Below are 21,385 nucleotides of genomic sequence, written 5' to 3' on the forward strand. Positions count from 1 at the left end.
GCGGCGGGGTCAGCGGCGCACGGAGACGTACAGCCCTCTGCCGCACAGCCCGTCCGCGAAGTACTCCGGCGGCTCGCAGCCCGCCTCGGCGAACGCGGCCGTGTACTGGTCGTGCCCGTAGACGCCGAGCACCTGGACGTCGGCGACGTGGCGGATGCCGTCGGCGTCGGCCACGAGGAAGTGCGTCTCCAGGTCGTGCTTGTCGTCGCGGCGGACGCCGTGTGAGACCCGCGCGATGGTCACGCCGCCGTCCGCGTGCACCACGTGGCCGACCACCCGGCGGTCGGTGATCTTCTCCGGCGCGTACCAGGGCTCGACGACGAGCACGCCCCCGGGGTTGAGATGCCGCGCCATGCAGGTGATCGCCGTGCCCAGCTGTTCGGCGGGCACGAAGGCGACCGAGCTGTGCAGGCAGACCACCGCGTCGAAGGTGCGGCCGAGCGCGAAGTCGGTCATGTCGGCGACCTGGATCGGCACGCCCGGCAGCTTGCTCTGCGCCAGCTCGCACATGGTGGGGGTGAGGTCGATCCCCGCCACGTCGGGGAACGCGTCCTTCAGCGAGCGCAGGTGCTCTCCGGTGCCGCAGCCGACGTCCAGCAGGGAGCGCGCGTCGGGCTTGTGCCTGCGGATGTGCTCCACTACGGCCGCGGACTCGGTGGCGTAGTTCTTGCCCTTGGCGGTGTACACCAGGTCGAAAAGCTGGGCGTGTTCGGTGTCGAAGAGCATGACCGGCCCTCCCGTCATGCCGGTTCACCGGCGTCTGTCGATGGTTTCCCCATCATCGGCCGGTGCGCGCCGGGGGCGCATCCTCGTACATGCGCACCGGGTGATCCGCGCGCCGGCCGGTGAGAATCGGCGCGTGAAGGCATAGGGGTGACGGCCAACCACGCAATTCAGAAGACGCTCGCGGCGGCCCCCGAAGCCATACTGGGTACGAACGTCGACTCTGGTAAGCGGGCCCTGACGGTACGAGAAAGGCCGGCTGGAACCCCCGATAGACGCGGCGACCGTCCGCATGCGCGCCATTTTCCGGGCGTGTGCGAGGGGGCGCCAACCGGTTTTCCGCCGCTAATGCGCGTCACCTGGCACAAGCGCTTTCGCGCATCACCTAGGAGGAAGGACTCCGATGCGGATTCTCTTCGTCACCAATCCCTTCAGGTCGCATCTGTTCGTGCAGGTGCCGTTGGCGTGGGCGCTCCGCAACGCAGGGCACGAGGTGTGCATCGCCGGTCCGCCGGACATGGCCGACGACATCGCGCACACGGGAATTCCCGGTGTGTCGATCGGTGAGATGCTGAAGCTCGAAGAGAAGGTGGCGACGGTCGCGCCGATCCCGGGGGCCGACGGGGTCGCCGACCCGCGGGGGCATCGCACCGGCAAGTCGGTGCAGAGCGACTTCGGCTGGGGCGACCCGTACATCGAGCTCAAGGACCTCACCTCGGGCGTGCGCGGCGTGTTCTACCCGGACTCCACGGTCGAGGACCTGATCAGCTTCTCCCGCCTGTGGAAGCCCGACCTGGTGATCTCCGACCCGACCGCCGTCCCCGGCTCGATCGCCGCCCGGGTCGTCGGCGCGGCGCACGCCCGCATGCTGTTCACCGTGGACCGCCTGGCGCAGCTGCGCTCGGCCACCCGCGACCGGCTGCACACCGACGGCGACCCGATGCGCGAGTGGCTGGAGCCGATCCTGAACCGGCACGACCGCCCCTTCGACGAGGAGGCCGTGCTCGGGCAGTGGACCATCTCGCCCATGCCGCTGTGGGTCTGGCGGCCCGAGGGCGTGCACTACGTCCCGATGCGCAACGTGCCGTTCAACGGCCCCTTCACGACGCCGAAGTGGGTGTACGAGCCGCCGGCGCGCAGGCGTGTCTGCATCACGCTCGGCATCTCGCACCGCGACGCCAACATCGAGGGCACCTCGGCCTCGGCCAGCGAGCTCTTCGACGCGGTGTCCGACCTCGACATCGAGGTGGTCGCGACGTTCAACGCCAAGCAGATCGGGTCGGTCCGGGTGCCGGACAACGTGCGCACCGTCGACTTCATCCCGTTGAACGTGCTGCTGCCGTCGTGCGAGGCGATCGTCCACGAGGGCGGCTGCGGCACCTTCGCGTCGGCGAACGAGGCCGGCGTCCCGCAGGTCATCGTGCCCAACGACTACAAGGTCGAGAAGTGGTGGGGCTCGGTCGCCATGGCGAACGCGACGGAGGCCCGCGGCGCCGGGGTGTACTCGGTCAACGCCGGCAACATGACGGCCGAGGTGCTGCGCGAGAGCCTCAAGCAGGTGCTGGAGGACCCGACGTTCACGGCCAACGCCCGCCGGGTGCGTACCGAGGTGCAGGCGATGCCGACCCCGAACGCCATGGTGCCGGTGCTGGAGAAGCTGACCGCCGAGTACCGCGCCTCGCGTTCCTGACCGGCTCTTCTACCGTGAGGCGGAAGGGCGTCGTCGTGGCCGGACGAACCAGCCGCTGACCCGCGAATCCCGGCCACCGACTACGAACGAGGAACGGACCGGAAGATGAAGGGGATCGTTCTCGCCGGCGGCAGTGGTACACGGCTGTTCCCGCTCACCTTGGCGACGTCCAAGCAGCTGCTCGCCGTCTACAACAAGCCGATGGTCTACTACCCGATCTCCGTGCTGATGCTGGCGGGGATCCGGGACATCCTGATCATCTCGACGCCGTCCGCCGTCCCGGTCATGCGCGGCCTGCTCGGCGACGGCTCCAAGCTCGGCCTGAACCTGTCGTACGCGCTGCAGGACGAGCCGCGCGGCATCGCCGAGGCGTTCCTGATCGGCGCCGACCACATCGGCGGCGACAGCTCGGCGCTGATCCTCGGCGACAACCTCTTCCACGGCTCCGGGCTCCGGGAGCTGCTGCGCAGCTCCCGGAGGTCGCTCGACGGCTGCACCCTGTTCGGCTACCCGGTGGCCGACCCGGAGCGGTACGGCATCGGGGAGGTCGACTCCGAGGGCATGCTGGTCTCGATCGAGGAGAAGCCCCGCCACCCCCGCTCCAACAACGCGATCACGGGGCTGTACCTCTACGACGAGCAGGCCGTCGACCTCGCCAGGGGGCTCGCCCCCTCGGCGCGCGGCGAGCTGGAGATCACCGACCTCAACCGCGAGTACCTGCGGCAGGGCCGGGCGAAGCTGGTCGAGCTCGACCGCGACTACACCTGGTACGACTGCGGCACCCACGACTCCCTGCTGACCGCCAGCCAGTACGTCCAGTACACCGAGAAGTACCTGGGCGAACGGGTGGGCTACCTGGAGGAGATCGCCCTGCGCATGGGCTTCATCGACGCCGAGGCCTGCTACCAGCTCGGCGCCGGGATGCGGGAGTCGAACTACGGGCGGTACCTCACCGAGATCGCCTATGCGCTGGACTGAGCCGTCCCACCCGGCCCGGGCGGCGCGGACGCACCGGCCCGGGGCCGGACGAGGAGATCCATGCTTTTCGCGCCCATCACCCTGCGGTCGCTGACCATCCCGAACCGCGTCTGGATGGCGCCGATGTGCCAGTACTCGGCCGCCGCCGAGGGCCCGGAGACCGGGGTGCCGCACGACTGGCACCTCACCCACCTCGCGTCCCGGGCGGTGGGCGGCGCCGGGCTGATCCTCACCGAGGCCACCGCCGTCTCCCCGGAGGGGCGGATCAGCCCCGGCGACCTCGGGCTGTGGAACGACCGCCAGCAGGCGGGCTTCGCCCGGATCGCCGAGTTCCTGGCCGGGCACGGCACCGTGCCCGGCGTCCAGCTCTCGCACGCCGGCCGCAAGGCGTCCGCCGAGCGGCCCTGGCGCGGCGGCGCCCCGCTCGGCGCCGGGCAGGGCGGGTGGCGGCCGGTCGCGCCCAGCGCGGTCCGCTTCGCCGACCGCTACCCGGTCCCGGAGGAGCTGACGGCCGGCGAGATCCGCCGCGTCGTGGCCGACTTCGCCGCCGCGGCCGAGCGCGCGCTCCGGGCGGGCTTCCGGGTCGTGGAGATCCACGGCGCGCACGGCTACCTGATCGGGGAGTTCCTCTCCCCGCACAGCAACCACCGCACCGACGCCTACGGCGGCCCGTTCGAGAACCGTGTCCGGTTCGCCCTGGAGGTGGTCGACGCCGTCCGCGCCGTGTGGCCCGGCGACCTGCCGGTGTTCTTCCGGATCTCGGCCACCGACTGGCTGCCCGACGGCCTCGGCTGGGACGTGGACGACACCGTGCGCCTGGCCAAGGAGCTGTCCGCCCGCGGCGTCGACCTGCTGGACGTCTCCAGCGGCGGCAACGCCTCGGGGGTGCGGATCCCGACCGGCCCCGGATACCAGGTGCCGTTCGCCGCCCGGGTGCGCGCCGAGACCGGCGGGCCGGTGGCCGCGGTGGGCCTGATCACCGACCCGCACCAGGCCGAGGAGATCGTCGCCTCCGGCAAGGCCGACGCCGTGCTGCTCGGCCGCGAGCTGCTGCGCGACCCGTACTGGCCGCACCGGGCGGCCGCCGCGCTCGGCGTGCCGCCCCGCCTGCCCGACCAGTACCTTCGCGCGGCCACGCCCCAGGCTCCCCCGCGGGGCGCCCCGCCCGCGCCGGCGGTGTCCGCCTAGGCCGCGCGCCGATCACGGGCCCCGGCGCCCGCGGGAGGTGGCTCGGCGTGGAACCGGACGGTGCCGTGAACCGGCTCGCGCACGCCTCCGCCGGGCGCTCTCCGGCGGTCGAGTTCGATTATCGGCCCATTATTAAACGACGGGCGACAACTTCTTACTTGCGTTTCTCGTTCCGTCCCGCGGTCGTTTTTTCTTCCGCGTTGCGCACTTATCAATGGTCTGTCGCGCGCCGGTCGGATACCTCTTTGACGATGTTACGCTCGAATTCGAGCCGCCGGTCCGCTTGTCCGCTGACCTCGAAGGTCGTCGCCGCCCCCAGACATCTTGGAGTGTTCATTGTCGACTTGGAGCGCCAATCGCGTGCCCGCGGGACGGTTCGACACGCCCATCACGCAGAATGGCCGAGCCCTGCTTGCCCTGGTGGATCAGGACGTCGCCCGTATCCGGGAGGGCGCGGCCGACCACGACCGGTTCGGCGAGTTTCCCGCGGAGAGCTTCGAGCGGTTCCTCGACAACCGCGTCATGGCGGGAACCGTCCCGGAAGAGCTGGGCGGCATGGGGGTCTCGTGCCTGTCGGACGTCGCCACGGTGCTGGCCGCCGTCGCCGAGGCCGACGCGTCCACCGCGCTCGCCCTGCACGTGCAGTTCAGCCGCGGCCTGACCCTGAACTACGAGTGGCGGCACGGCTCGCCGCCGGTGCGGGCGCTGGCGGAGCGGCTGCTGAGGGGCATGGCGTCCGACCGGCTGGTGATCTGCGGCGCCGCCAAGGACCACCACACGGCGGTGACCCGGCTCACGCCCGACGGGCGCGGCGGCTGGCTGCTGTCCGGCCGCAAGACGCTGGTCACCCTCGCGCCGATCGCCACCCACTTCCTCGTTCACACCCAGAAGATCGTCGAGGACGAGCCGGTCACCCTGGCCGCCACCGTCCTCGGCCGTGACACCCCCGGCCTGTCGGTGCTGCCCGGGTGGGAGGGCCTGGGCATGCGGGCGTCCGGCACGTGCGAGATCGTGTTCGACAACTGCCCGGTGGCCGAGGAGGACGTGCTGGAGCGTGGGGTGATCGGCGAGACGAGAGACAGCGCGCTGGCCGGGCAGACCGTCAGCTCCATCACCATGCTGGGCATCTACGCCGGCGTCGCGCGCGCGGCGCGCGACCTGGCCATCGGGGCCGCCGCGCGCCGGTCGAGCGCCCCGCCGGCGGCCGTGCGGGGCCTGGTCTCCGACATCGAGGCCAACCTCTACACGCTGCGGGCCACCGCCGCGGCGGCGCTCGCCAACGCCGACGCGCTCAACGACGACCTCACCGGCGACCTGGACGAGCGCGGCAGGAGCATGATGGTGCCGTTCCAGTGCGCCAAGCTGGCGGTGAACCGGCTGGCCCTGGCGGTGGTCAACGACTGCCTGACCGTCGTCGGCGGCGCGGCCTACGGGGCGGCGCACCCGCTGTCGCGGCTCTACCGCGACGTGCGGGCCGGATGGTTCATGCAGCCGTACACCTACATCGACGCGGTCGACTTCCTCAGCGGCCAGGCGCTCGGCATCGACCGCGACAACAACTACCTGAGCTACCGCGTGAGCGCGACCGCCGGACGCTGAACGGCGGCGTCCGCCCGCCGCGGGCCGCATGACGAAGGGGCGCACGGTGTGCCGTGCGCCCCTTCGTCATGCGCCCGGGGGACCGGGCTCGCCGCCTCTGGCGGTCAGCCCACCCGCCAGGTGTCGCCGCCGGTCAGGAGGTCGGACAGCTGGCCGGGGCCGCGCTCGGCGATGGCCTCGTCGAGCTGGCGGGCCATCAGGGTGTCGTACGCGGGACGCTCGACGGCCCGGAAGACGCCGATCGGGACGTGGTCGAAGGCAGGCTCGTCCAGGCGGGACAGGGCGAACGCCACCGAGGGGTCGGGGTTGCGGGCGTCGTGCACGAGGATCTCCTCCTCGGCCAGGCCGGCCCGATCGACGACCTCGATGCCGCCGGAGGCCGCCCGCCGCACCGCCTTGGACGCCGACACGATCGGCTGCCCGTGCTCCAGGCGCAGCGTGATGTCGTCCCGCAATTCCGGGTCCTTCAGGGCGTCGAAGGCGCCGTCGTTGAAGATGTTGCAGTTCTGGTAGATCTCCACCAGGCTCGTGCCGCGGTGCGCCGTGGCCTCGCGCAGCACCGACTGCAGGTGCTTGCGGTCGGAGTCGATCGTGCGGGCCACGAAGCCGGCCTCGGCGCCGAGGGCCAGCGAGATGGGGTTGAAGGGCTTGTCGAGCGAGCCCATCGGCGTCGACTTGGTGATCTTCCCGACCTCGGAGGTGGGGGAGTACTGGCCCTTGGTCAGCCCGTAGATGCGGTTGTTGAACAGCAGGATGTTCAGGTTGACGTTGCGGCGCAGCGCGTGGATCAGGTGGTTGCCGCCGATCGACAGCGCGTCGCCGTCGCCGGTGATCACCCAGACCGACAGGTCGGGGCGGGACGCGGCCAGGCCGGTGGCGATCGCCGGGGCGCGGCCGTGGATCGAGTGGAACCCGTAGGTGTTGAGGTAGTACGGGAACCGGGACGAGCAGCCGATGCCCGAGACGAACACGATGTTCTCGCGCTTGAGCCCCAGCTCAGGCAGGAAGCTCTGCACCGCGGCCAGGATGGCGTAGTCACCGCAGCCGGGGCACCAGCGCACCTCCTGGTCGCTCTTGAAGTCCTTCAGGGTCTGCTTGGCGGTGGCGCGGGGGATCAGCGCGAGGCCGGTCCTGCCGTTGCCGTTCGTCATTCCGTCACTCACTGTCGATCACGTCCTGGATCACTCCGGCCAGCTCCTCGGCCTTGAACGGAAGCCCGCGCACGCGGTTGTAACTGATGACGTCGACCAGGAAACGCGCACGGAGCAGCAGCGCGAGCTGGCCGAGGTTGATCTCCGGCAGCAGCACGCGGTCGTACGCGCGCAGCACGTCGCCGGTGTTGACCGGCAGCGGGTTCAGGTGGCGCAGGTGGGCCTGCGCGATCTTGCCGCCGCTCTTCCTGACCCGGCGCACCGCGGCCGCGATCGGCCCGTACGTCGAGCCCCAGCCGAGGACCAGCACCCGGGCGTCGCCCTCGGGGTCGTCGACCTCCAGCGCGGGGATGTCGTTCGCGATGCCGTCGATCTTCGCCTGGCGCACGCGGACCATGTGGTCGTGGTTGTTGGGGTCGTAGGAGATGTTGCCCGTGCCCTCGGCCTTCTCGATGCCGCCGATGCGGTGCTCCAGGCCGGGCGTCCCTGGGACGGCCCAGGGGCGGGCCAGCGTCTGCGGATCGCGCTTGAACGGCAGGTAGGTCTCGCCGTCGTCGGCGTTCGGCTCCACCGTGAAGTCGACCGTCAGGTCGGGCAGTTCGAGGACCTCCGGCAGCCGCCACGGCTCGGAGCCGTTGGCCAGGTAGCCGTCGGACAGCAGCATGACCGGCGTTCGGTACTTCAGCGCCAGGCGCGCCGCCTCCAGCGTCGCGTCGAAGCAGTCGGACGGCGTCGCGGGGGCGACGATCGGCAGCGGAGACTCGCCGTTGCGGCCGAACATGGCCATCAGCAGGTCGGTCTGCTCGGTCTTGGTCGGCATGCCGGTCGAGGGACCGGCCCGCTGGACGTCGATCACGAGAAGCGGCAGCTCGGTGGCCACCGCCAGGCCGACGGTCTCGGCCTTCAGCGCCACCCCGGGCCCGGACGTCGTCGTGACGCCCAGGGCCCCGCCGAACGCGGCGCCCAGCGCGGCGCCCACGCCCGCGATCTCGTCCTCCGCCTGGAAGGTGCGGATGCCGAACCGCTTGTGCTTGGACAGCTCGTGCAGGATGTCGGAGGCCGGCGTGATCGGGTAGGACCCGAGGAACAGCGGCAGCTTCGACTGCACCGAGGCCGCGATCAGGCCGTACGCCAGGGCCTGGTTGCCGGAGATGTTGCGGTACAGGCCGGGGGTGAGCCTGGCCGGCTTGACCTCGTACGACACCGAGAACGACTCGGTGGTCTCTCCGAAGTTCCACCCCGCCTGGAAGGCCGCGATGTTGGCGTTGGCGATGTCGGGCTTCTTGGCGAACTTGGCCCGCAGGAACTTGACGGTCGCCTCGGTCGGCCGGTGGTAGAGCCACGACAGCAGCCCGAGGGCGAACATGTTCTTGGCCCGCTCGGCGTCCTTCTTGGAGATGTCGAAGCCCTCAAGGGACTTGACCGTCAAGGAGGTCAGCGGGACGGCGTGCACGCGCCACGCCTCCATCGAGCCGTCCTCCACCGGGCTGGCGGCGTAGCCGACCTTCTGCAGGTTGCGCTTGGTGAACTCGTCGGTGTTGACGATCACGTCGGCGCCGGGCGGAAGGTCGCCCAGGTTGGCCTTGAGCGCGGCGGGGTTCATCGCGACCAGGACGTTCGGGGCGTCGCCGGGGGTGAGGATGTCGTGGTCGGCGAAGTGGAGCTGGAAGCTGGACACCCCGGGGAGGGTGCCGGCGGGGGCGCGGATCTCGGCGGGGAAGTTGGGGAGGGTGGAGATGTCGTTGCCGAACTCGGCCGTCTCAGCCGTGAATCGATCACCGGTGAGCTGCATGCCGTCGCCGGAGTCGCCCGCGAAGCGGATGATCACGCGGTCGAGTTGCTGCACCTGCTTGGTCACAGCTCGGACCTCCTGGACGCGCCTGGGCGCCGTCGCTCGTCACACGTTGTCATTTCCATGCTAGATCCCTTGGGGCTGCGCGGGCTTCTTTACGCATGCGCGTCGATCAGGGGCCTGACCTGTGGCCCCGCGACCGCAGCGATCTTCGGACCGGTGCGCCGGGCATCGCGACGATGCCTCGCGGCGCTCCGCGTGTTCTCGGCCGGCGGCGGCTCAGGTGGCGCGAGGGGATGGGGGTACGACCGCCTTGGCCTCCTCACGACCGGGAACGGCTCTGGTACACAGCCCCGCGGCAAGCCTGCCTAGATCAACGTGCAAGCGGGAGTAGAGCAACTTCCGGGTCACGGTCACCAACTATATGTCCACTCCCCCGATGGCCCCCAAGCGTGCGTCAGCCAAAGGTCAGGCCCGTGACGTGTGCCTCGGCGTGACGAGGATCACCTTCGGCGGCTCCCGGCGGCCGTCTCCTAGTCGGGTTCGGGGACGTCCGCGCCGGTCCGCTGCGGTACGGCGGGCAGGGGCTTCGGCCGCTCGGGGACCGTTCCGGGGGCCCTGCCGGATGAGTCCGGCAGCTCCGTGAGGGTCACGCAGGTGTAGCCGCGGGCCTCCAGCCCCTTCAGCACCAGGGGGAGGGCGGCGACGGTCGCCGGGCCCGTGTCGTGCATGAGGATGATCGAGCCGGGGCGGGCCCCGGCGACGGCGCGGCGGGCGACGGCGGCCGGGTCGCGGTCGCGCCAGTCGGAGGTGTCGACGTTCCATCCCGCGATCGCCAGGCCCAGCCGGTGGGCCACGGTGAGCACCCGGGCGCTGACGTGGCCGTACGGCGCCCGCAGCAGGGGGGGCGTACGCCGGGTGGCCGTGGCGATCGCCATCTGGGCGCGGCCGAGGCCGTCGGAGATCTGGTGGTCGTCCAGGGTGGTCAGGTCGCGGTGGGACCAGGAGTGGTTGCCCACCAGGTTCCCCGCGGCGCTGATCCGCTCCACCATGCCGGGCTGGGCCCGGGCGCTCTCGCCCGTGGCGAAGAAGGTGGCGTGGGCGCCGAACTGCGACAGGATGGCCAGCAGGCTCCCGGTGGCGGGGCCGGGCCCGTCGTCGAAGGTCAGCGCCACGCACTTGGCGACGGCGCAGCCGCCCGGCGGGCTCTCGCGGGTCTCGCCGTCGTCGACGGGGACGGACGGCGGGGTGCGCGGCATGGAGGACGGGGTGGCGGCGTCCACGGCGTCCCGGGTGCGGCGCCCGAAGTCCGACAGCAGGGCGGCGGCCCTGTCGCGCGGCACCGCGACCGCGATCCGTCCCATGCGGGCCGGGCCCACCTGGCCGTCGTCGAACTCGGCCACCAGGTCGCCGTGCGGGTTGAAGTTCAGCGAGTCGAACAGGGCGCGCCGGGGCAGCACCGCCTCGGTGCGCACGGCGGGGGCCAGGCGCCGCAGGCGGTCCTTCACGAGCGCGGACAGCGAGGCGAGCGCCGCGTCGTCCTTCAGGAGCCCCGCCGAGTCGTGCACGCGGCGCGCGGCGGCGTCGTACCAGTAGGTGGTGAGGGAGTTGCGCCAGCTCTTCCCGTCGTAGCGGCCGGTGCGCACGCGCACGCCGTACACGCTCGCGGAGGCGGCGGTGAGCTGCCCGTCGATGTTGAGCTCGCCGGCGCGCTCGGCGGCCTTGGCCCCGGCCTTCGGCGCGAGATAGCCGCGGACGGCCGCCGAGGTGGCCCGCTCGACGGCGGCGTTCAGCTCGGGGGCCGCGGCGAGCACCGGGTGGCTCACGTACAGGTGCGGGACGCGGGACTCGCCCGACACCGTCCGCACCGACAGACCGGTGACCGTCGAGGGGTCCACGAAGTTGATCGTGGTCGGCTGCGCGGGAAGGGTCGCGGGCTCTCGCGGGCGCGAGGAGGGCAGCGAGATGCCGCAGGCGGCCGAGACCGCGACCAGCAGCGCGATACCCCCGGAGAGGCGCGAGCGGGACATGAGTGCCAGATTACGCAGCCGCCCTACTCATTTACTGACATATGGGGTGAAAGGCGACACGATTTTGACCGCACCGGGTAGTGGGGGGATGACGCAAGGCGAACTCCCGGCCGGTGTCCGAAGCTTCCCCCGCCTCGCCAGGGACGGGCGAGGAAGACGGGGTTACGATCGGTGCTCAGGCCGTGCCCCGGGGCCCGCGCTGCCAGGCAGGAGGCTAGATGAGCGGATATTTCAGCTCTTACGCCATCGTGGCGGTGCTGATCGCGATCGGCGTGGCCATCTTCGCCGCGGGCCTGCTGGTCAGCCGGCTGCTGCGCCCCGACCATCCCACGCGCGAGAAGCTGACCACCTACGAGTGCGGGGTCGACCCCGTGGGCGAGGGCTGGGCCCAGTCGCAGATCAGGTACTACGTGTTCACCTACCTCTACGTCGTCTTCGCGGTCGACGCGGTGTTCCTGTTCCCGTGGGCCACGGTCTTCGCGGCGCCCGGCTTCGGCCTGGCCACGCTCGTCGAGATGTTCGTGTTCCTGGCCTTCATCGCGCTCGGCATCCTGTACGCCTGGCGCAAACGCGTGCTCGCCTGGACCTGACGAAGAGGGGAGAATGCCGCTCATGGTCGCCCGCGATCTGCCCATGCCCAGCGTCGGGCCGGTGTCCCGGCTCGCCCCCAAGCCCATGCGCTTCATCCTGAACTGGGGACGCCGCTACTCGCTGTGGGTCTTCAACTTCGGCCTGGCCTGCTGCGCCATCGAGTTCATCGCCACCTCGATGAGCCGTCACGACTTCATCCGCTTCGGGGTGATCCCGTTCGCCAACGGGCCGAGGCAGGCCGACCTGATGATCGTCTCCGGCACGGTCACCGACAAGATGGCCCCGGCCGTCAAGCGGCTCTACGAGCAGATGCCCGACCCCAAGTACGTCATCTCGTTCGGCGCCTGCTCCAACTCCGGCGGCCCCTACTGGGACTCCTACTGCGTCACCAAGGGCGTCGACCAGATCATCCCGGTCGACGTCTACGTCCCCGGCTGCCCGCCCCGGCCCGAGGCGCTGCTGTACGGCATCATGAAGCTCCAGGAGAAGATCGCCGGGGAGTCCCTCGGCGACCGCTACGCCGCGCGCCGGCCGGCGCTCGGCGCGGGGGCCACGACGGCGCCGCCCGCGGGGGCCGTGCCGGGGGACGGCGACCGGTGAGGGCCGCCGTCGAGCGGCGCTTCGGGCAGCGCGCCGAGATCAGCGAGTCGTTCGGTGAGATCACCGTCGACGTCGCCCCCGCCGACTGGATCGAGCTGCTCACCTTCGCCCGCGACGAGCTCGGATGCGTCTTCTTCGACTGGCTGACCGGCGTGGACGACCCTCCCGAGGGCTACACCGTGGTCGCCCACCTCTACGACCCCGTCGAGCACGCCCACCTGCTGCCGCGCACCCGGGTGCCGCGCGCCGACCCGCGCCTGCCGACCTGCACGGGGGTCTTCCGGGGCGCCGACTGGCACGAGCGCGAGACGTTCGAGATGTTCGGGGTGGTCTTCGACGGCCACCCGTACCTGGTGCCGCTGCTGCTGCCCGACGGCTTCGAGGGCCACCCGCTGCGCAAGGAGTTCATCCTGGCCTCGCGGGTCGCCAAGCCGTGGCCGGGTGCCAAGGAGCCGGGGGAGTCCGGGCAGGGCTCGCCCAGCCGCCGCAAGACCCTGCCGCCGGGCGTCCCGGCCGACTGGGGCCCGGCGGCCGCGGTGCCGCCGCCGGTCCGCGGTCCGCGCGCCGTCCGCCGGGAGGCCGAGACGGGGGAGGCCGGCGATGGCTGAGGTGCTCGACGTCGCGCTGCGCCTGGCGGTGATCGTCGTCGCGTTCCTGACACTGCCGCTGATCGTCGGGCAGATGGAGCACAAGGCGATGGCGCACATGCAGTCGCGCCTCGGCCCGATGTACGCCGGCGGGTTCCACGGGTGGGCCCAGCTCATCGCCGACGGGGTGAAGTTCGTCCAGAAGGAGGACGTCATCCCGGCGGCGGCCGACCGGCGGGTGTTCTCGCTCGCCCCGGCCGTGGCGCTGGTGCCCTATCTGGTGGTGATGGTCGTCATCCCGGTGGGCCCCGGCCTGTACGGCGCAGACCTCGAAGCGGGCCTGTTCTTCGTGCTCGCGGTGATGGGCGTGGGCGTGCTCGGCTCGATCATGGCCGGGTGGTCGTCGGCCAACAAGTACTCCGTGCTCGGCGGCATACGCTCGGCGGCCCAGCTCATGTCGTACGAGCTGCCGCTGGTGCTCGCCGCCTCGTCGGTGGCCATGGCCGCCGGCACGCTGTCGCTGCCGGGCATCGTCGAGGCGTGGCAGTGGTGGTGGCTGCCGTGGCAGGCCGTCGGCGGCGTCGTGTTCTTCGTCGCGGGCATGGCCGAGCTGCGCCGGCCGCCCTTCGACATGCCGATCGCCGAGTCCGAGATCATCATGGGCCCGATGACCGAGTACACCGGCATCCGGTTCGCGCTGTTCATGCTGACGGAGTACGTCGGCATCGTGGTCCTGTCGGCGCTCACGACCGTGCTGTTCCTCGGCGGCTGGCAGGGCCCGCTGCTGCCCGGCCCGGTGTGGACGCTCATCAAGATCTTCGTGCTGGCGTTCGTGGTGATCTGGGCCCGCGTGTCCTTCCCCCGCCTGCGGGCCGACCAGCTCCAGAAGCTCGCGTGGATCGGCCTGGTGCCGCTCGCCCTGGCGCAGCTCGCGCTGACCGGCGTGGTGAAGGTGCTCATCGGCTGAGCGGCGTCCCCGGCCCGGCGGCCCTCGGGCCGCCGGGGATCACGACAGGTAGACCGTGAGCTCCACCAGGTCGGGGGTGAGGTGCGGCGGCAGGTCGAGGGCGAGCGACATCTCCTCGGCCGAGACGAACCCGCCGACGCCGTCACGGGCGTCGACCACGCGCCGCGCCAGCTCGGGTGTCATCCCGGGCAGGTCGGCGATCACCCGGGCGGGGGCGTGGTTGACGTCGACCAGCCCGCCGTCGTCGTACCGCCGCGGGAGGTCGGGGCGGCCGATGCGCAGCTCGCGGGCGAGCAGGGGATCGCGGGCCGCCAGCTCGCGCGCCTCCTGCCGCAGCTCGCGGCGCCGCTGGGCGAACGCCACGGCGTGGTCGTTGAGGTCGGGCTGCTCGAACACCCTGCGCCGGATGATCAGCGAGTGGACGGTGCCGCCGAGCCAGTTGCCCATCGCCCCCAGGAACGCGCCGACCTCCAGCCAGTCGGGGTCGGGAAGGTCGCTGGCCACGCCGACGAAGAACGTCACCCAGCCGATCGCGTAGATCGCCGCCGACAGGGCCAGCATCCTGCTCTTCAGCTTCGCCGCGGCGGCTCCGATGGTGAACGGCGTGGCGGCGCCGCAGGTGAGCAGTGGCGCGATGGCCCAGAAGACGCTGGCGGCGCCGGTGGACGACGGCGTGCCGGGCGGGGGGAACGGCGGCGGCGGGACGTGCCCGCCCGGATGGCCGGGGGCGCCGTAGGGGCCGGGGCCGGGATGGTGGCGCGGCGCGAGGCCGTACTGGCCGGACGGCGGGAGAGGGAACGGCGTGCCGCCGTGCTGCGGGCCCGCCTGCGGGGGCCGGAACGGCAGGTCACCGCGCCGGAGCCCGGGCTGCCCTGGCCGGTAGGGCGTGTCGGCGGGGCGGGGGCCCGGCTGCGGCGGGCGGAAGGCCGGGTCGCCGTGCCGGGGGCCGGGCTGCGGCGCGCGCGAGGGCGCCTCGCCGTGCCGGGGACCCGGCTGCGGGGGACGGCGGTACGGAGCCTCCGGCCGGCCCGGCTGCGGGGGACGGGCGAAGGTGTCTCGCGGGCCGGGAGCGTCCTGCGGGCCGGGCCTCGGGCCCGGCGGCGGGGCGTCCCGCGGGCCCGGCTGCGAGGCGCCCGGGGCCGGGCCGGCGTGCCGCGGGCCGGGCCACGCGGGGCGGTCGTCGCGCCGCGGCGCGGGGCGGCCCGTCTGGCGGGGATGCGGAGCGGTCGGGCCGTCCGGATCGCCGGACCGGGAGGGCTCCGGCGGCCCCGAGCCTGGTCCCCCATGGCCGTTGGTCGGGTGCATAACGCGAGAATACGACCTTCCTCGGTGGCCCGCATCGGTCTGTGGGATCACATAGTCCGCCGGAAAATTCCCCCAAAAGCCTGATGATTTAGGAAAAGGGTGAGGTGGTAGGGGGCCACGCATTCACGAGAACGCCCATGTGCGTCATGATGTTGACCGTGGCCCGTATACCAGGAGAAGGGTTGGCGAAGGGGCTGGCCGTGACCTTCCGCCACATGATCAACAGGGCGGACACCCGGCAGTACCCCGAAGTACAACCCGAACTGCCGCCTCGCAGCCGCGGAGTCATCGCGCTGGTCGAGGAGAACTGCACGGTCTGCATGCTCTGTGCCAGGGAGTGTCCCGACTGGTGCATCTACATCGACTCCCACAAGGAGACCACGCCGGCGCCCGAAGGAGGGCGGCCCCGCGCCCACAACCAGCTCGACCGGTTCGCGATCGACTTCTCCCTGTGCATGTACTGCGGCATCTGCATCGAGGTCTGCCCGTTCGACGCCCTCTTCTGGTCGCCCGAGTTCGAGTACGCCGAGGGCGACATCCGCAACCTGCTGCACGAGAAGGACCGGCTCGCCGAGTGGGCGGCCACCGTCCCGCCCCCGCCCCCGCAGGAGCCGAACGCCGCCCCGCCCAAGGAGATCGCCGCCGCCGCCCAGGGCGCCGCCCGCCCCACCCGCGACCGCCCCGCCCGCGCGGGCGCCCCGGCGTCGAGCGCCCCGCCCGGGACCCCGGGCACCCCGCCCTCCGCCTCGGCCCCCTCGGCGGCGAACCCGGCCGACCCGGCCTCCGGCCCCGCCGCGCCGCCCGCGGCCGAACGCCCGGCGACCAGCCACGCCGCCGTCCGCGCCATCCGCCCCCCCGGCGCCCTGCCCAAGAAACCGGCCCCACCCGCCGCCTCCCCACCCCCCGCCCCACCGGCGGACGCCCCCGAGCCGTCAGAGCGCCCCGGCCCGCCCGCTCACGCCGGCGAGGCGGACGCGCCCGGAGCGCCGGAGCCGTCCCCGGCGCCGCCCACGTCCGGAGGGACGCCGGGCTCGGAGCCCTCGCCTGAGCCGCGCGCCGAGGGCGCGCCCCCAGAACCGCGACGGGGGGAGCCGCCGGAGCCGTCCGGGCCGGTGGAGGGGTCGTGACCTTCGCGCCGCCGGGCCTGTGGCCGCCCAGCGCGCAGGAGGTGGTCTTCCTCCTGCTTGGAGTGGTTGCCGCCGGGTCGGCACTGCTGGTCGTCACCACCCGCCAGATCTTCCACGCCGCCCTGTGGCTGGTCCTGTCGTTCGGCGCGCTCGCCGGGTGCTACCTGGTGCTCACGGCCGAGTTCGTGGCCTGGGTGCAGGTGCTGATCTACGTGGGCGCCGTGGTCGTGCTGCTGCTGTTCGGCATCATGCTCACCCGCGCCCCCATCGGGCGCTCCGCCGACCTCGACTCGGGGAACCGCGTGGCGGCCCTCGTGGTCGCCGTGGCGACCGCAGCAGTCCTGGTCACCACGGTCGTCGACGGCTTCCGCACGGCGTACGCGCCGCTGGAGCCGGGCCGGGGCGGGGCCGAGGCGCTCGGGACGAGCATCTTCCGCAACTGGGTGCTGCCCTTCGAGGCGCTGTCGGTGCTGCTCCTGGCCGCGCTGATCGGCGCCATCGTGCTCTCCCGCACCGACATCGGCGGAAAGGACTGACGTGCACGTCGTCTACCCCGCCGTCCTCGCCGCCCTGCTGTTCTCCATAGGCGTGTACGGCGTGCTCGCCCGGCGCAACACGATCCTGGTGCTGATGTCGGTGGAGCTCATGCTCAACGCCGTCAACCTCAACCTGGTCGCCTTCGACGTGTGGCTGCGCGACGCCCTGCACGGCGGCCAGGTGCTCACGCTCTTCGTCATCGTGATCGCCGCCGCCGAACTGGGCGTCGGCCTCGCCATCGTGCTGGCCGTCTTCCGCAACCGGAGCACCGTGGAGATCGACCACCTCCGCGACCTCGCGGAACTCCCCGACCAGGGCCCGGACGACCCCGAGGGCCCCGGCGGGCCCCGCGGCCCGGACGACGGCGGCCCGCACGACCCGCCCGCCCCCGGCGACCCCGGCCCGCACGACCACACGGCCCTCACCCCGCCCCCGGCACCCTCGCCGCCCGGCGCCCCCGTCCCGACCGGCGGCCCCCGAACCGCCGCCGGGCCCGTGACGACCGCCGGAGACGCCCCCCGCCCCTCCGGGGCCGCGCCGGCGGCGGGCGGCGCCCGATGATCGCCATGGCCGCCGCCGTCGTCCTGCTGCCGTTCCTCGCGGCGATCGGCGGCCTGCTCGGCACCCGGCGGCTCGGACGGGACGGGCCGCCCGGCTCGATCGACCAGGCGGTCTACCGGCGCGCGGCCTGGGTCGCCATCCTGCCCGCCGCGGTGTCGGCCGCGCTCGCCGTCTGGCTGCCGGCCCGCCTGTGGGCGGGGGACGCCGCGTCGTCCGGCCCGCCCGCGACCGGCCAGGCCGGGTTCTGGGACGGATGGCTGCCCGGCGCCGTCGAGGGCACCCTGACCACCGTCGAGACCGGCGCCGTCCCCGTCACCGCGGGCCTGCGGGTGGACGGCCTGGCCGCGATGATCGCCGTCCTGGTGACCGTCGTGGCGCTGGCCGTGCAGATCTACTCGGCCGGGTACATGCGCCACGAGCCGCGCTACCCCTCCTACAGCGCGTTCATCAGCCTGTTCACCAGCGCCATGCTCCTGGTCGTGTACGCGGGGGACCTGCTGGTCCTCTACGTGGGCTGGGAGGTCATGGGGCTGTGCTCCTACCTGCTGATCGGCCACTGGTGGGAGGACCGGGCGAACTCCGGGGCGGCGGTCAAGGCGTTCCTGGTCACCCGCATCGGCGACGTCGGCTTCCTGTTCGGCGTCTTCACGCTCGGCATCGCCGCCGGCAGCTTCCGCATCGACGACGTGCTGGCCGAGGTCCCCGAGATGTCCACGGGCACGCTCGTCGCCGCGACCATGCTGCTGCTGCTCGGGGTGGCCGGCAAGAGCGCGCAGGTGCCGCTGCACACCTGGCTCCCGGACGCCATGGCCGGCCCCACGCCGATCAGCGCCCTCATCCACGCCGCCACCATGGTCGCCGCGGGCATCTTCCTCGTCGCCCGGCTCTACCCCGCCTTCCTCGGCGCCCGCCCCACGCTCGACGCGCTCGCGGTGATGGCGTCGCTGGGCATGCTCGGCGCCGCGCTGGCCGCCCTGGCGCAGGACGACCTCAAACGCGTGCTCGCGTACTCGACCGTCAGCCAGCTCGCCTACATGGCCGGCGGCCTGGCCGCGGGCTCCGACCAGGCGGCGATCTTCCACCTGATCACCCACGGGGCGTTCAAGGCGCTGCTGTTCCTGTGCGCCGGAGCCCTCATCCACGTCGTCGGCTCCAACCTGATGAGCGACATGGGCGGGCTGCGCCGCACGATGACCGTCACCTTCCCCGCCATGACCATCGGGTTCGCCGCGCTCGCCGGCCTGCCGCCCGCCAGCGGGTTCTTCAGCAAGGACGCCGTGCTCGCCGCCGTCGAGCACGCGGCGACCCACCCGGAGGCGTCGCCGCTCACCGACGCGGCGGCCTGGCTGCTGTTCGCCTGCGCGCTGCTCACCGTCGCCGTGACCGGCGCCTACGCCGCCCGCGCGTGGCTGCGCACCTTCTTCGGCGAGAGCCGGGTGGACAACGTCGCGCTGCCCGAGCCGCCGCCCGGCGTCGCCCACGTCTGGGACGGCCGGGAGGCGCCGCCGTCGATGCTCTGGCCGATCGGCGTGCTGGCCGTGCCGGCGCTGCTGCTCGGGTTCGCCGGGGCCGGGCTGCTCGAATGGTCCAGCGCGGTGCTCAGCGTGCTGGTGGCGCTGCTCGGCGCGGGCGTCGTCTACGCCGCCTGGCGCGCCGACCCCGCCGCCGACCCCGCCCGCGTGCTCGGCCCGCTCCGCGTGCCGGCCGAGCGGGCGTTCCACGTCGACGCCGTGTACACGTGGCTGTTCGTCCGCCCCGTCCTGTGGCTGGCCCGCGTGGTGGCGCGAGCGGACGACGCCGTCGTGGACGGCGCGGTCCGCGGCTCGGGCGGCGTGACCGTCGGCGCCGCGGGCCTGCTCCGCCGCGCCCAGACGGGCAACGCCCAGCTGTACCTGACGGGCGTCCTCGCGGGCCTCCTCATCCTCGTCATCGGGGCGGTGGTGCTCGGATGAGCGTCGTGCTGATCGCGCTGCTGGCCGTGCCGCTCGCCGGCGCGGTCGCGGCCATGGCCCTGCCCCGCCGCTCCGAGGGCGATCATGAGCCCGATCTGCGGTGGTTCGGGGTGGGGGTCTCCGGGCTGACGCTCGCGCTGGCCCTCGTGCTGGCGGCGTCGTTCGACTACGGCCGCGCGGGCCGCATGCAGGGCGAGGTCGACGTCCCGTGGATCCCCGGGCTCGACCTGCGGTTCCACCTGGGCGTGGACGGGATCTCGCTGCCGCTCGTCGTGCTGACCGCGCTGCTGACGTTCCTGTGCTTCCTGTACCTGGTGCGGCACCGCCCGGAGACGGGCCGGTTCCGGGCGCTGGTGTTCACGCTGCTCGTGCTGGAAGTCGGCATGATCGGCACCTTCCTCGCGCTCGACCTGCTGCTGTTCTTCGTCTTCTTCGAGATCGTGCTGATCCCGATGTACTTCGTGATCGCCGTCTGGGGCGGCGCCGACCGCCGGGCCGCGGCGGTGAAGTTCATCCTGTACACGCTGCTGGGCTCGGCCGTGCTGCTCCTCGGCCTGCTGCTGGTGTGGAGCGGCACCGGCACGCTGGACATGGTCCGCCTGGCCGAGGCGCACGGCCAGGGGATGGCGCGGGGCGTGCAGATCGTCGCGTTCCTCGCGATCGGCGCCGGGCTCGCCGTCAAGGCGCCGATGTGGCCGCTGCACACCTGGCTGCCCGCCGCGCACACCGAGGCGCCGACCGTCGGGTCGGTGCTGCTGGCCGGGGTGCTGCTCAAGATGGGCACGTACGGCTTCGCGCGCATCGCGATCCCCGTCCTGCCCGAGGGCGCCGCCGCCGTCGCGCCCTGGCTGGGCGCGTTCGCGGTCGCGGGCATCGTCTACGGCTCGCTGGCGTGCCTGGCCCAGCGCGACCTCAAACGCATGATCGCGTACTCGTCGGTGGGGCACATGGGCTTCGTGCTGCTCGGCCTGGCGACGCTCACGCCGGTCGGGATCAACGCGGCGCTGTTCGGCAACATCGCCCACGGGCTGATCACCGGGCTGCTGTTCTTCGTCGCCGGAGGCGTCAAGGAGCGGTACGGCACGGCCCAGATCGCCCGCCTGGGCGGCGGCATGCTGGGGCGGCTGCCGTACCTGGGCTCGCTGCTGACGTTCGCGTGCGTCGCCTCGCTCGGCCTGCCCGGCCTGGCGGGCTTCTGGGGCGAGATGCTCGCCCTGCTCGCCGCCTTCGACCCCGCCCCCGGCCTGTCCCGGCCGCTCTTCCTCACCTTCATGGTCATCGGCGGCGTCGGCACCGTCCTCACCGCCGCGTACTTCCTGCTCATGCTGTCCCGCGTCACCCACGGCAGGCCCGACGAGCCCACGGCCGCCGGCCCGCCGCCGTCCCGGGCCGCGGAGAGCCTGGAGCCCTGGGGCGAGCCCGCGGAGCCCTGGGACGAGACCTCCGACCCCTGGCACCTCCCGGGCCGGCCGGGCGAGCCCGCCGGCGACCACGCTGACGAGCCGGCCGGTGAACGTGCCGCCGAGCGCGGGGGTGGGCATGCGACCGTACCCGCCGGTCAACATGCTGACGAGCGTGTGGGTGAACGTGTCGGTGGAGCTGCTGACGAGGCCGCCGGAGAACGTCCCGGCGATCGGGTGGACGAACGTGCCGGCGAGCCGCTCGTCGCGACCGCCGAGTCCGGCGAGCAGCCCCGCGTCCGCGTACCGGACGAGCTCACCGCCGGGGCCGTGACCACCGCGGCGGCGACCGGCGCGCCCGTCCCGCAGGCCGCCGAGCTCGCGGGGGTCCCCGTCGAACCCGTGGCCGGCGAGGCCGCGGCCCACCCCGCCCACCCGGCCCGCCTCTGGGACGTCACACCCTACGAGCTGGCCGCCTGGACCCCCCTGGTCGTGCTCACGATCGTCCTCGGCCTGTGGCCCAAGGCCCTGCTCGCCCTCACCGACCCGGCCGTCCGAGCCTTCCTGGGGGCGCCATGATCCCGCCCGTCCACACCACCGGCCCGCG

The 21,385-nt window shown here is 72.8% G+C and carries 17 protein-coding genes and 1 pseudogene; 13 read left to right on the top strand and 5 right to left on the bottom strand.

Annotated features, from left to right (window positions below; translation table 11 throughout):
* Positions 1 to 9: 9 nt before the first annotated feature.
* The gene (locus PYR91_RS26290) at positions 10 to 726 is read right to left on the bottom strand and encodes a class I SAM-dependent methyltransferase (protein WP_279783819.1); all 717 of its coding nucleotides are present in this window, start codon (positions 724 to 726) and stop codon (positions 10 to 12) included.
* Positions 727 to 1,126: 400 nt separating this feature from the next.
* On the opposite strand from PYR91_RS26290, the gene PYR91_RS26295 reads away from it, so the two are divergent.
* The 4 genes from PYR91_RS26295 to PYR91_RS26310 all read left to right on the top strand — a co-directional run bounded on the left by PYR91_RS26295 (position 1,127) and on the right by PYR91_RS26310 (position 6,178).
* Positions 1,127 to 2,413 (top strand): nucleotide disphospho-sugar-binding domain-containing protein, encoded by a 1,287-nt coding sequence (locus PYR91_RS26295; RefSeq protein WP_279783821.1) that lies wholly within the window; start codon positions 1,127 to 1,129, stop codon positions 2,411 to 2,413.
* Positions 2,414 to 2,518: 105 nt separating this feature from the next.
* Complete coding sequence (gene rfbA, locus PYR91_RS26300; RefSeq protein WP_279783823.1) at positions 2,519 to 3,391, top strand: glucose-1-phosphate thymidylyltransferase RfbA; 873 nt, start codon at positions 2,519 to 2,521, stop codon at positions 3,389 to 3,391.
* 60 nt (positions 3,392 to 3,451) lie between these two features.
* Positions 3,452 to 4,579: an NADH:flavin oxidoreductase/NADH oxidase gene (locus PYR91_RS26305; protein WP_279783825.1), complete on the top strand. Its 1,128-nt coding sequence runs from the start codon at positions 3,452 to 3,454 to the stop codon at positions 4,577 to 4,579.
* 420 nt (positions 4,580 to 4,999) lie between these two features.
* Complete coding sequence (locus PYR91_RS26310; RefSeq protein WP_279783827.1) at positions 5,000 to 6,178, top strand: acyl-CoA/acyl-ACP dehydrogenase; 1,179 nt, start codon at positions 5,000 to 5,002, stop codon at positions 6,176 to 6,178.
* A gap of 104 nt (positions 6,179 to 6,282) precedes the next feature.
* Here the strand turns inward: PYR91_RS26310 and PYR91_RS26315 are convergent, their stop codons facing one another.
* From PYR91_RS26315 to PYR91_RS26325, 3 genes are all read right to left on the bottom strand, one after another.
* Positions 6,283 to 7,329, bottom strand: a complete 1,047-nt coding sequence (locus PYR91_RS26315; RefSeq protein WP_279783829.1) for a 2-oxoacid:ferredoxin oxidoreductase subunit beta — start codon at positions 7,327 to 7,329, stop codon at positions 6,283 to 6,285.
* Between the two features lie 4 nt (positions 7,330 to 7,333).
* Entirely contained in the window at positions 7,334 to 9,187 is a 1,854-nt protein-coding gene (locus PYR91_RS26320) for a 2-oxoacid:acceptor oxidoreductase subunit alpha (protein WP_279783831.1), read from the bottom strand.
* A gap of 467 nt (positions 9,188 to 9,654) precedes the next feature.
* On the bottom strand, positions 9,655 to 11,151 hold the full coding sequence (locus PYR91_RS26325; RefSeq protein ID WP_279783833.1) for a polysaccharide deacetylase family protein: 1,497 nt from the start codon (positions 11,149 to 11,151) through the stop codon (positions 9,655 to 9,657).
* 218 nt (positions 11,152 to 11,369) lie between these two features.
* Here PYR91_RS26325 and ndhC point away from each other — a divergent pair, with 218 nt between their 5' ends.
* From ndhC to nuoH, 4 genes are all read left to right on the top strand, one after another.
* Positions 11,370 to 11,741 (top strand): NADH-quinone oxidoreductase subunit A, encoded by a 372-nt coding sequence (ndhC, locus tag PYR91_RS26330; RefSeq protein ID WP_279783835.1) that lies wholly within the window; start codon positions 11,370 to 11,372, stop codon positions 11,739 to 11,741.
* A gap of 85 nt (positions 11,742 to 11,826) precedes the next feature.
* Positions 11,827 to 12,342 carry an NADH-quinone oxidoreductase subunit B gene (locus PYR91_RS26335; protein WP_279783925.1) on the top strand — a complete coding sequence of 172 codons (516 nt, stop codon included), beginning with the start codon at positions 11,827 to 11,829 and terminating at the stop codon, positions 12,340 to 12,342.
* Entirely contained in the window at positions 12,339 to 12,950 is a 612-nt protein-coding gene (locus tag PYR91_RS26340; RefSeq protein WP_279783837.1) for an NADH-quinone oxidoreductase subunit C, read from the top strand. Before PYR91_RS26335 ends, PYR91_RS26340 begins: the two co-directional genes overlap by 4 nt.
* Positions 12,943 to 13,896, top strand: a complete 954-nt coding sequence (nuoH, locus tag PYR91_RS26345) for an NADH-quinone oxidoreductase subunit NuoH (RefSeq protein WP_279783839.1) — start codon at positions 12,943 to 12,945, stop codon at positions 13,894 to 13,896. The genes PYR91_RS26340 and nuoH overlap by 8 nt, the downstream gene beginning before the upstream one ends.
* A gap of 39 nt (positions 13,897 to 13,935) precedes the next feature.
* Here the strand turns inward: nuoH and PYR91_RS26350 are convergent, their stop codons facing one another.
* Positions 13,936 to 15,201: a helix-hairpin-helix domain-containing protein gene (locus tag PYR91_RS26350; protein WP_279783841.1), complete on the bottom strand. Its 1,266-nt coding sequence runs from the start codon at positions 15,199 to 15,201 to the stop codon at positions 13,936 to 13,938.
* Between the two features lie 182 nt (positions 15,202 to 15,383).
* On the opposite strand from PYR91_RS26350, the gene PYR91_RS26355 reads away from it, so the two are divergent.
* The 5 genes and pseudogenes from PYR91_RS26355 to PYR91_RS26375 all read left to right on the top strand — a co-directional run bounded on the left by PYR91_RS26355 (position 15,384) and on the right by PYR91_RS26375 (position 21,357).
* A complete protein-coding gene (locus PYR91_RS26355; protein ID WP_279783843.1) occupies positions 15,384 to 16,328 on the top strand; it encodes an NADH-quinone oxidoreductase subunit I in 945 nt (314 codons plus the stop codon).
* Complete coding sequence (locus PYR91_RS26360) at positions 16,325 to 16,864, top strand: NADH-quinone oxidoreductase subunit J (RefSeq protein WP_279783845.1); 540 nt, start codon at positions 16,325 to 16,327, stop codon at positions 16,862 to 16,864. Before PYR91_RS26355 ends, PYR91_RS26360 begins: the two co-directional genes overlap by 4 nt.
* A 1-nt stretch (position 16,865) precedes the next feature.
* Positions 16,866 to 17,198: pseudogene (gene nuoK, locus PYR91_RS36425) on the top strand (NADH-quinone oxidoreductase subunit NuoK); the annotation flags it as partial.
* Positions 17,199 to 17,422: 224 nt separating this feature from the next.
* Positions 17,423 to 19,378 carry an NADH-quinone oxidoreductase subunit L gene (locus tag PYR91_RS26370; RefSeq protein ID WP_279783849.1) on the top strand — a complete coding sequence of 652 codons (1,956 nt, stop codon included), beginning with the start codon at positions 17,423 to 17,425 and terminating at the stop codon, positions 19,376 to 19,378.
* Complete coding sequence (locus PYR91_RS26375) at positions 19,375 to 21,357, top strand: NADH-quinone oxidoreductase subunit M (RefSeq protein ID WP_279783851.1); 1,983 nt, start codon at positions 19,375 to 19,377, stop codon at positions 21,355 to 21,357. The genes PYR91_RS26370 and PYR91_RS26375 overlap by 4 nt, the downstream gene beginning before the upstream one ends.
* Positions 21,358 to 21,385 lie beyond the last annotated feature (28 nt).

This window comes from Sphaerisporangium sp. TRM90804 (assembly GCF_029846175.1).
Lineage (GTDB): Bacteria > Actinomycetota > Actinomycetes > Streptosporangiales > Streptosporangiaceae > Sphaerisporangium.

What these genes read in the sequence shown, in the direction of transcription:
- PYR91_RS26290 (WP_279783819.1), bottom strand. Translation starts at nt 726, where the DNA reads ATGCTCTTCGACACCGAACACGCCCAGCTTTTCGACCTGGTGTACACC.
- PYR91_RS26295 (WP_279783821.1), top strand. Translation starts at nt 1,127, where the DNA reads ATGCGGATTCTCTTCGTCACCAATCCCTTCAGGTCGCATCTGTTCGTG.
- rfbA (WP_279783823.1), top strand. Translation starts at nt 2,519, where the DNA reads ATGAAGGGGATCGTTCTCGCCGGCGGCAGTGGTACACGGCTGTTCCCG.
- PYR91_RS26305 (WP_279783825.1), top strand. Translation starts at nt 3,452, where the DNA reads ATGCTTTTCGCGCCCATCACCCTGCGGTCGCTGACCATCCCGAACCGC.
- PYR91_RS26315 (WP_279783829.1), bottom strand. Translation starts at nt 7,329, where the DNA reads ATGACGAACGGCAACGGCAGGACCGGCCTCGCGCTGATCCCCCGCGCC.
- PYR91_RS26325 (WP_279783833.1), bottom strand. Translation starts at nt 11,151, where the DNA reads ATGTCCCGCTCGCGCCTCTCCGGGGGTATCGCGCTGCTGGTCGCGGTC.
- ndhC (WP_279783835.1), top strand. Translation starts at nt 11,370, where the DNA reads ATGAGCGGATATTTCAGCTCTTACGCCATCGTGGCGGTGCTGATCGCG.
- PYR91_RS26335 (WP_279783925.1), top strand. Translation starts at nt 11,827, where the DNA reads ATGCGCTTCATCCTGAACTGGGGACGCCGCTACTCGCTGTGGGTCTTC.
- nuoH (WP_279783839.1), top strand. Translation starts at nt 12,943, where the DNA reads ATGGCTGAGGTGCTCGACGTCGCGCTGCGCCTGGCGGTGATCGTCGTC.
- PYR91_RS26350 (WP_279783841.1), bottom strand. Translation starts at nt 15,201, where the DNA reads ATGCACCCGACCAACGGCCATGGGGGACCAGGCTCGGGGCCGCCGGAG.
- PYR91_RS26370 (WP_279783849.1), top strand. Translation starts at nt 17,423, where the DNA reads ATGATCGCCATGGCCGCCGCCGTCGTCCTGCTGCCGTTCCTCGCGGCG.
- PYR91_RS26375 (WP_279783851.1), top strand. Translation starts at nt 19,375, where the DNA reads ATGAGCGTCGTGCTGATCGCGCTGCTGGCCGTGCCGCTCGCCGGCGCG.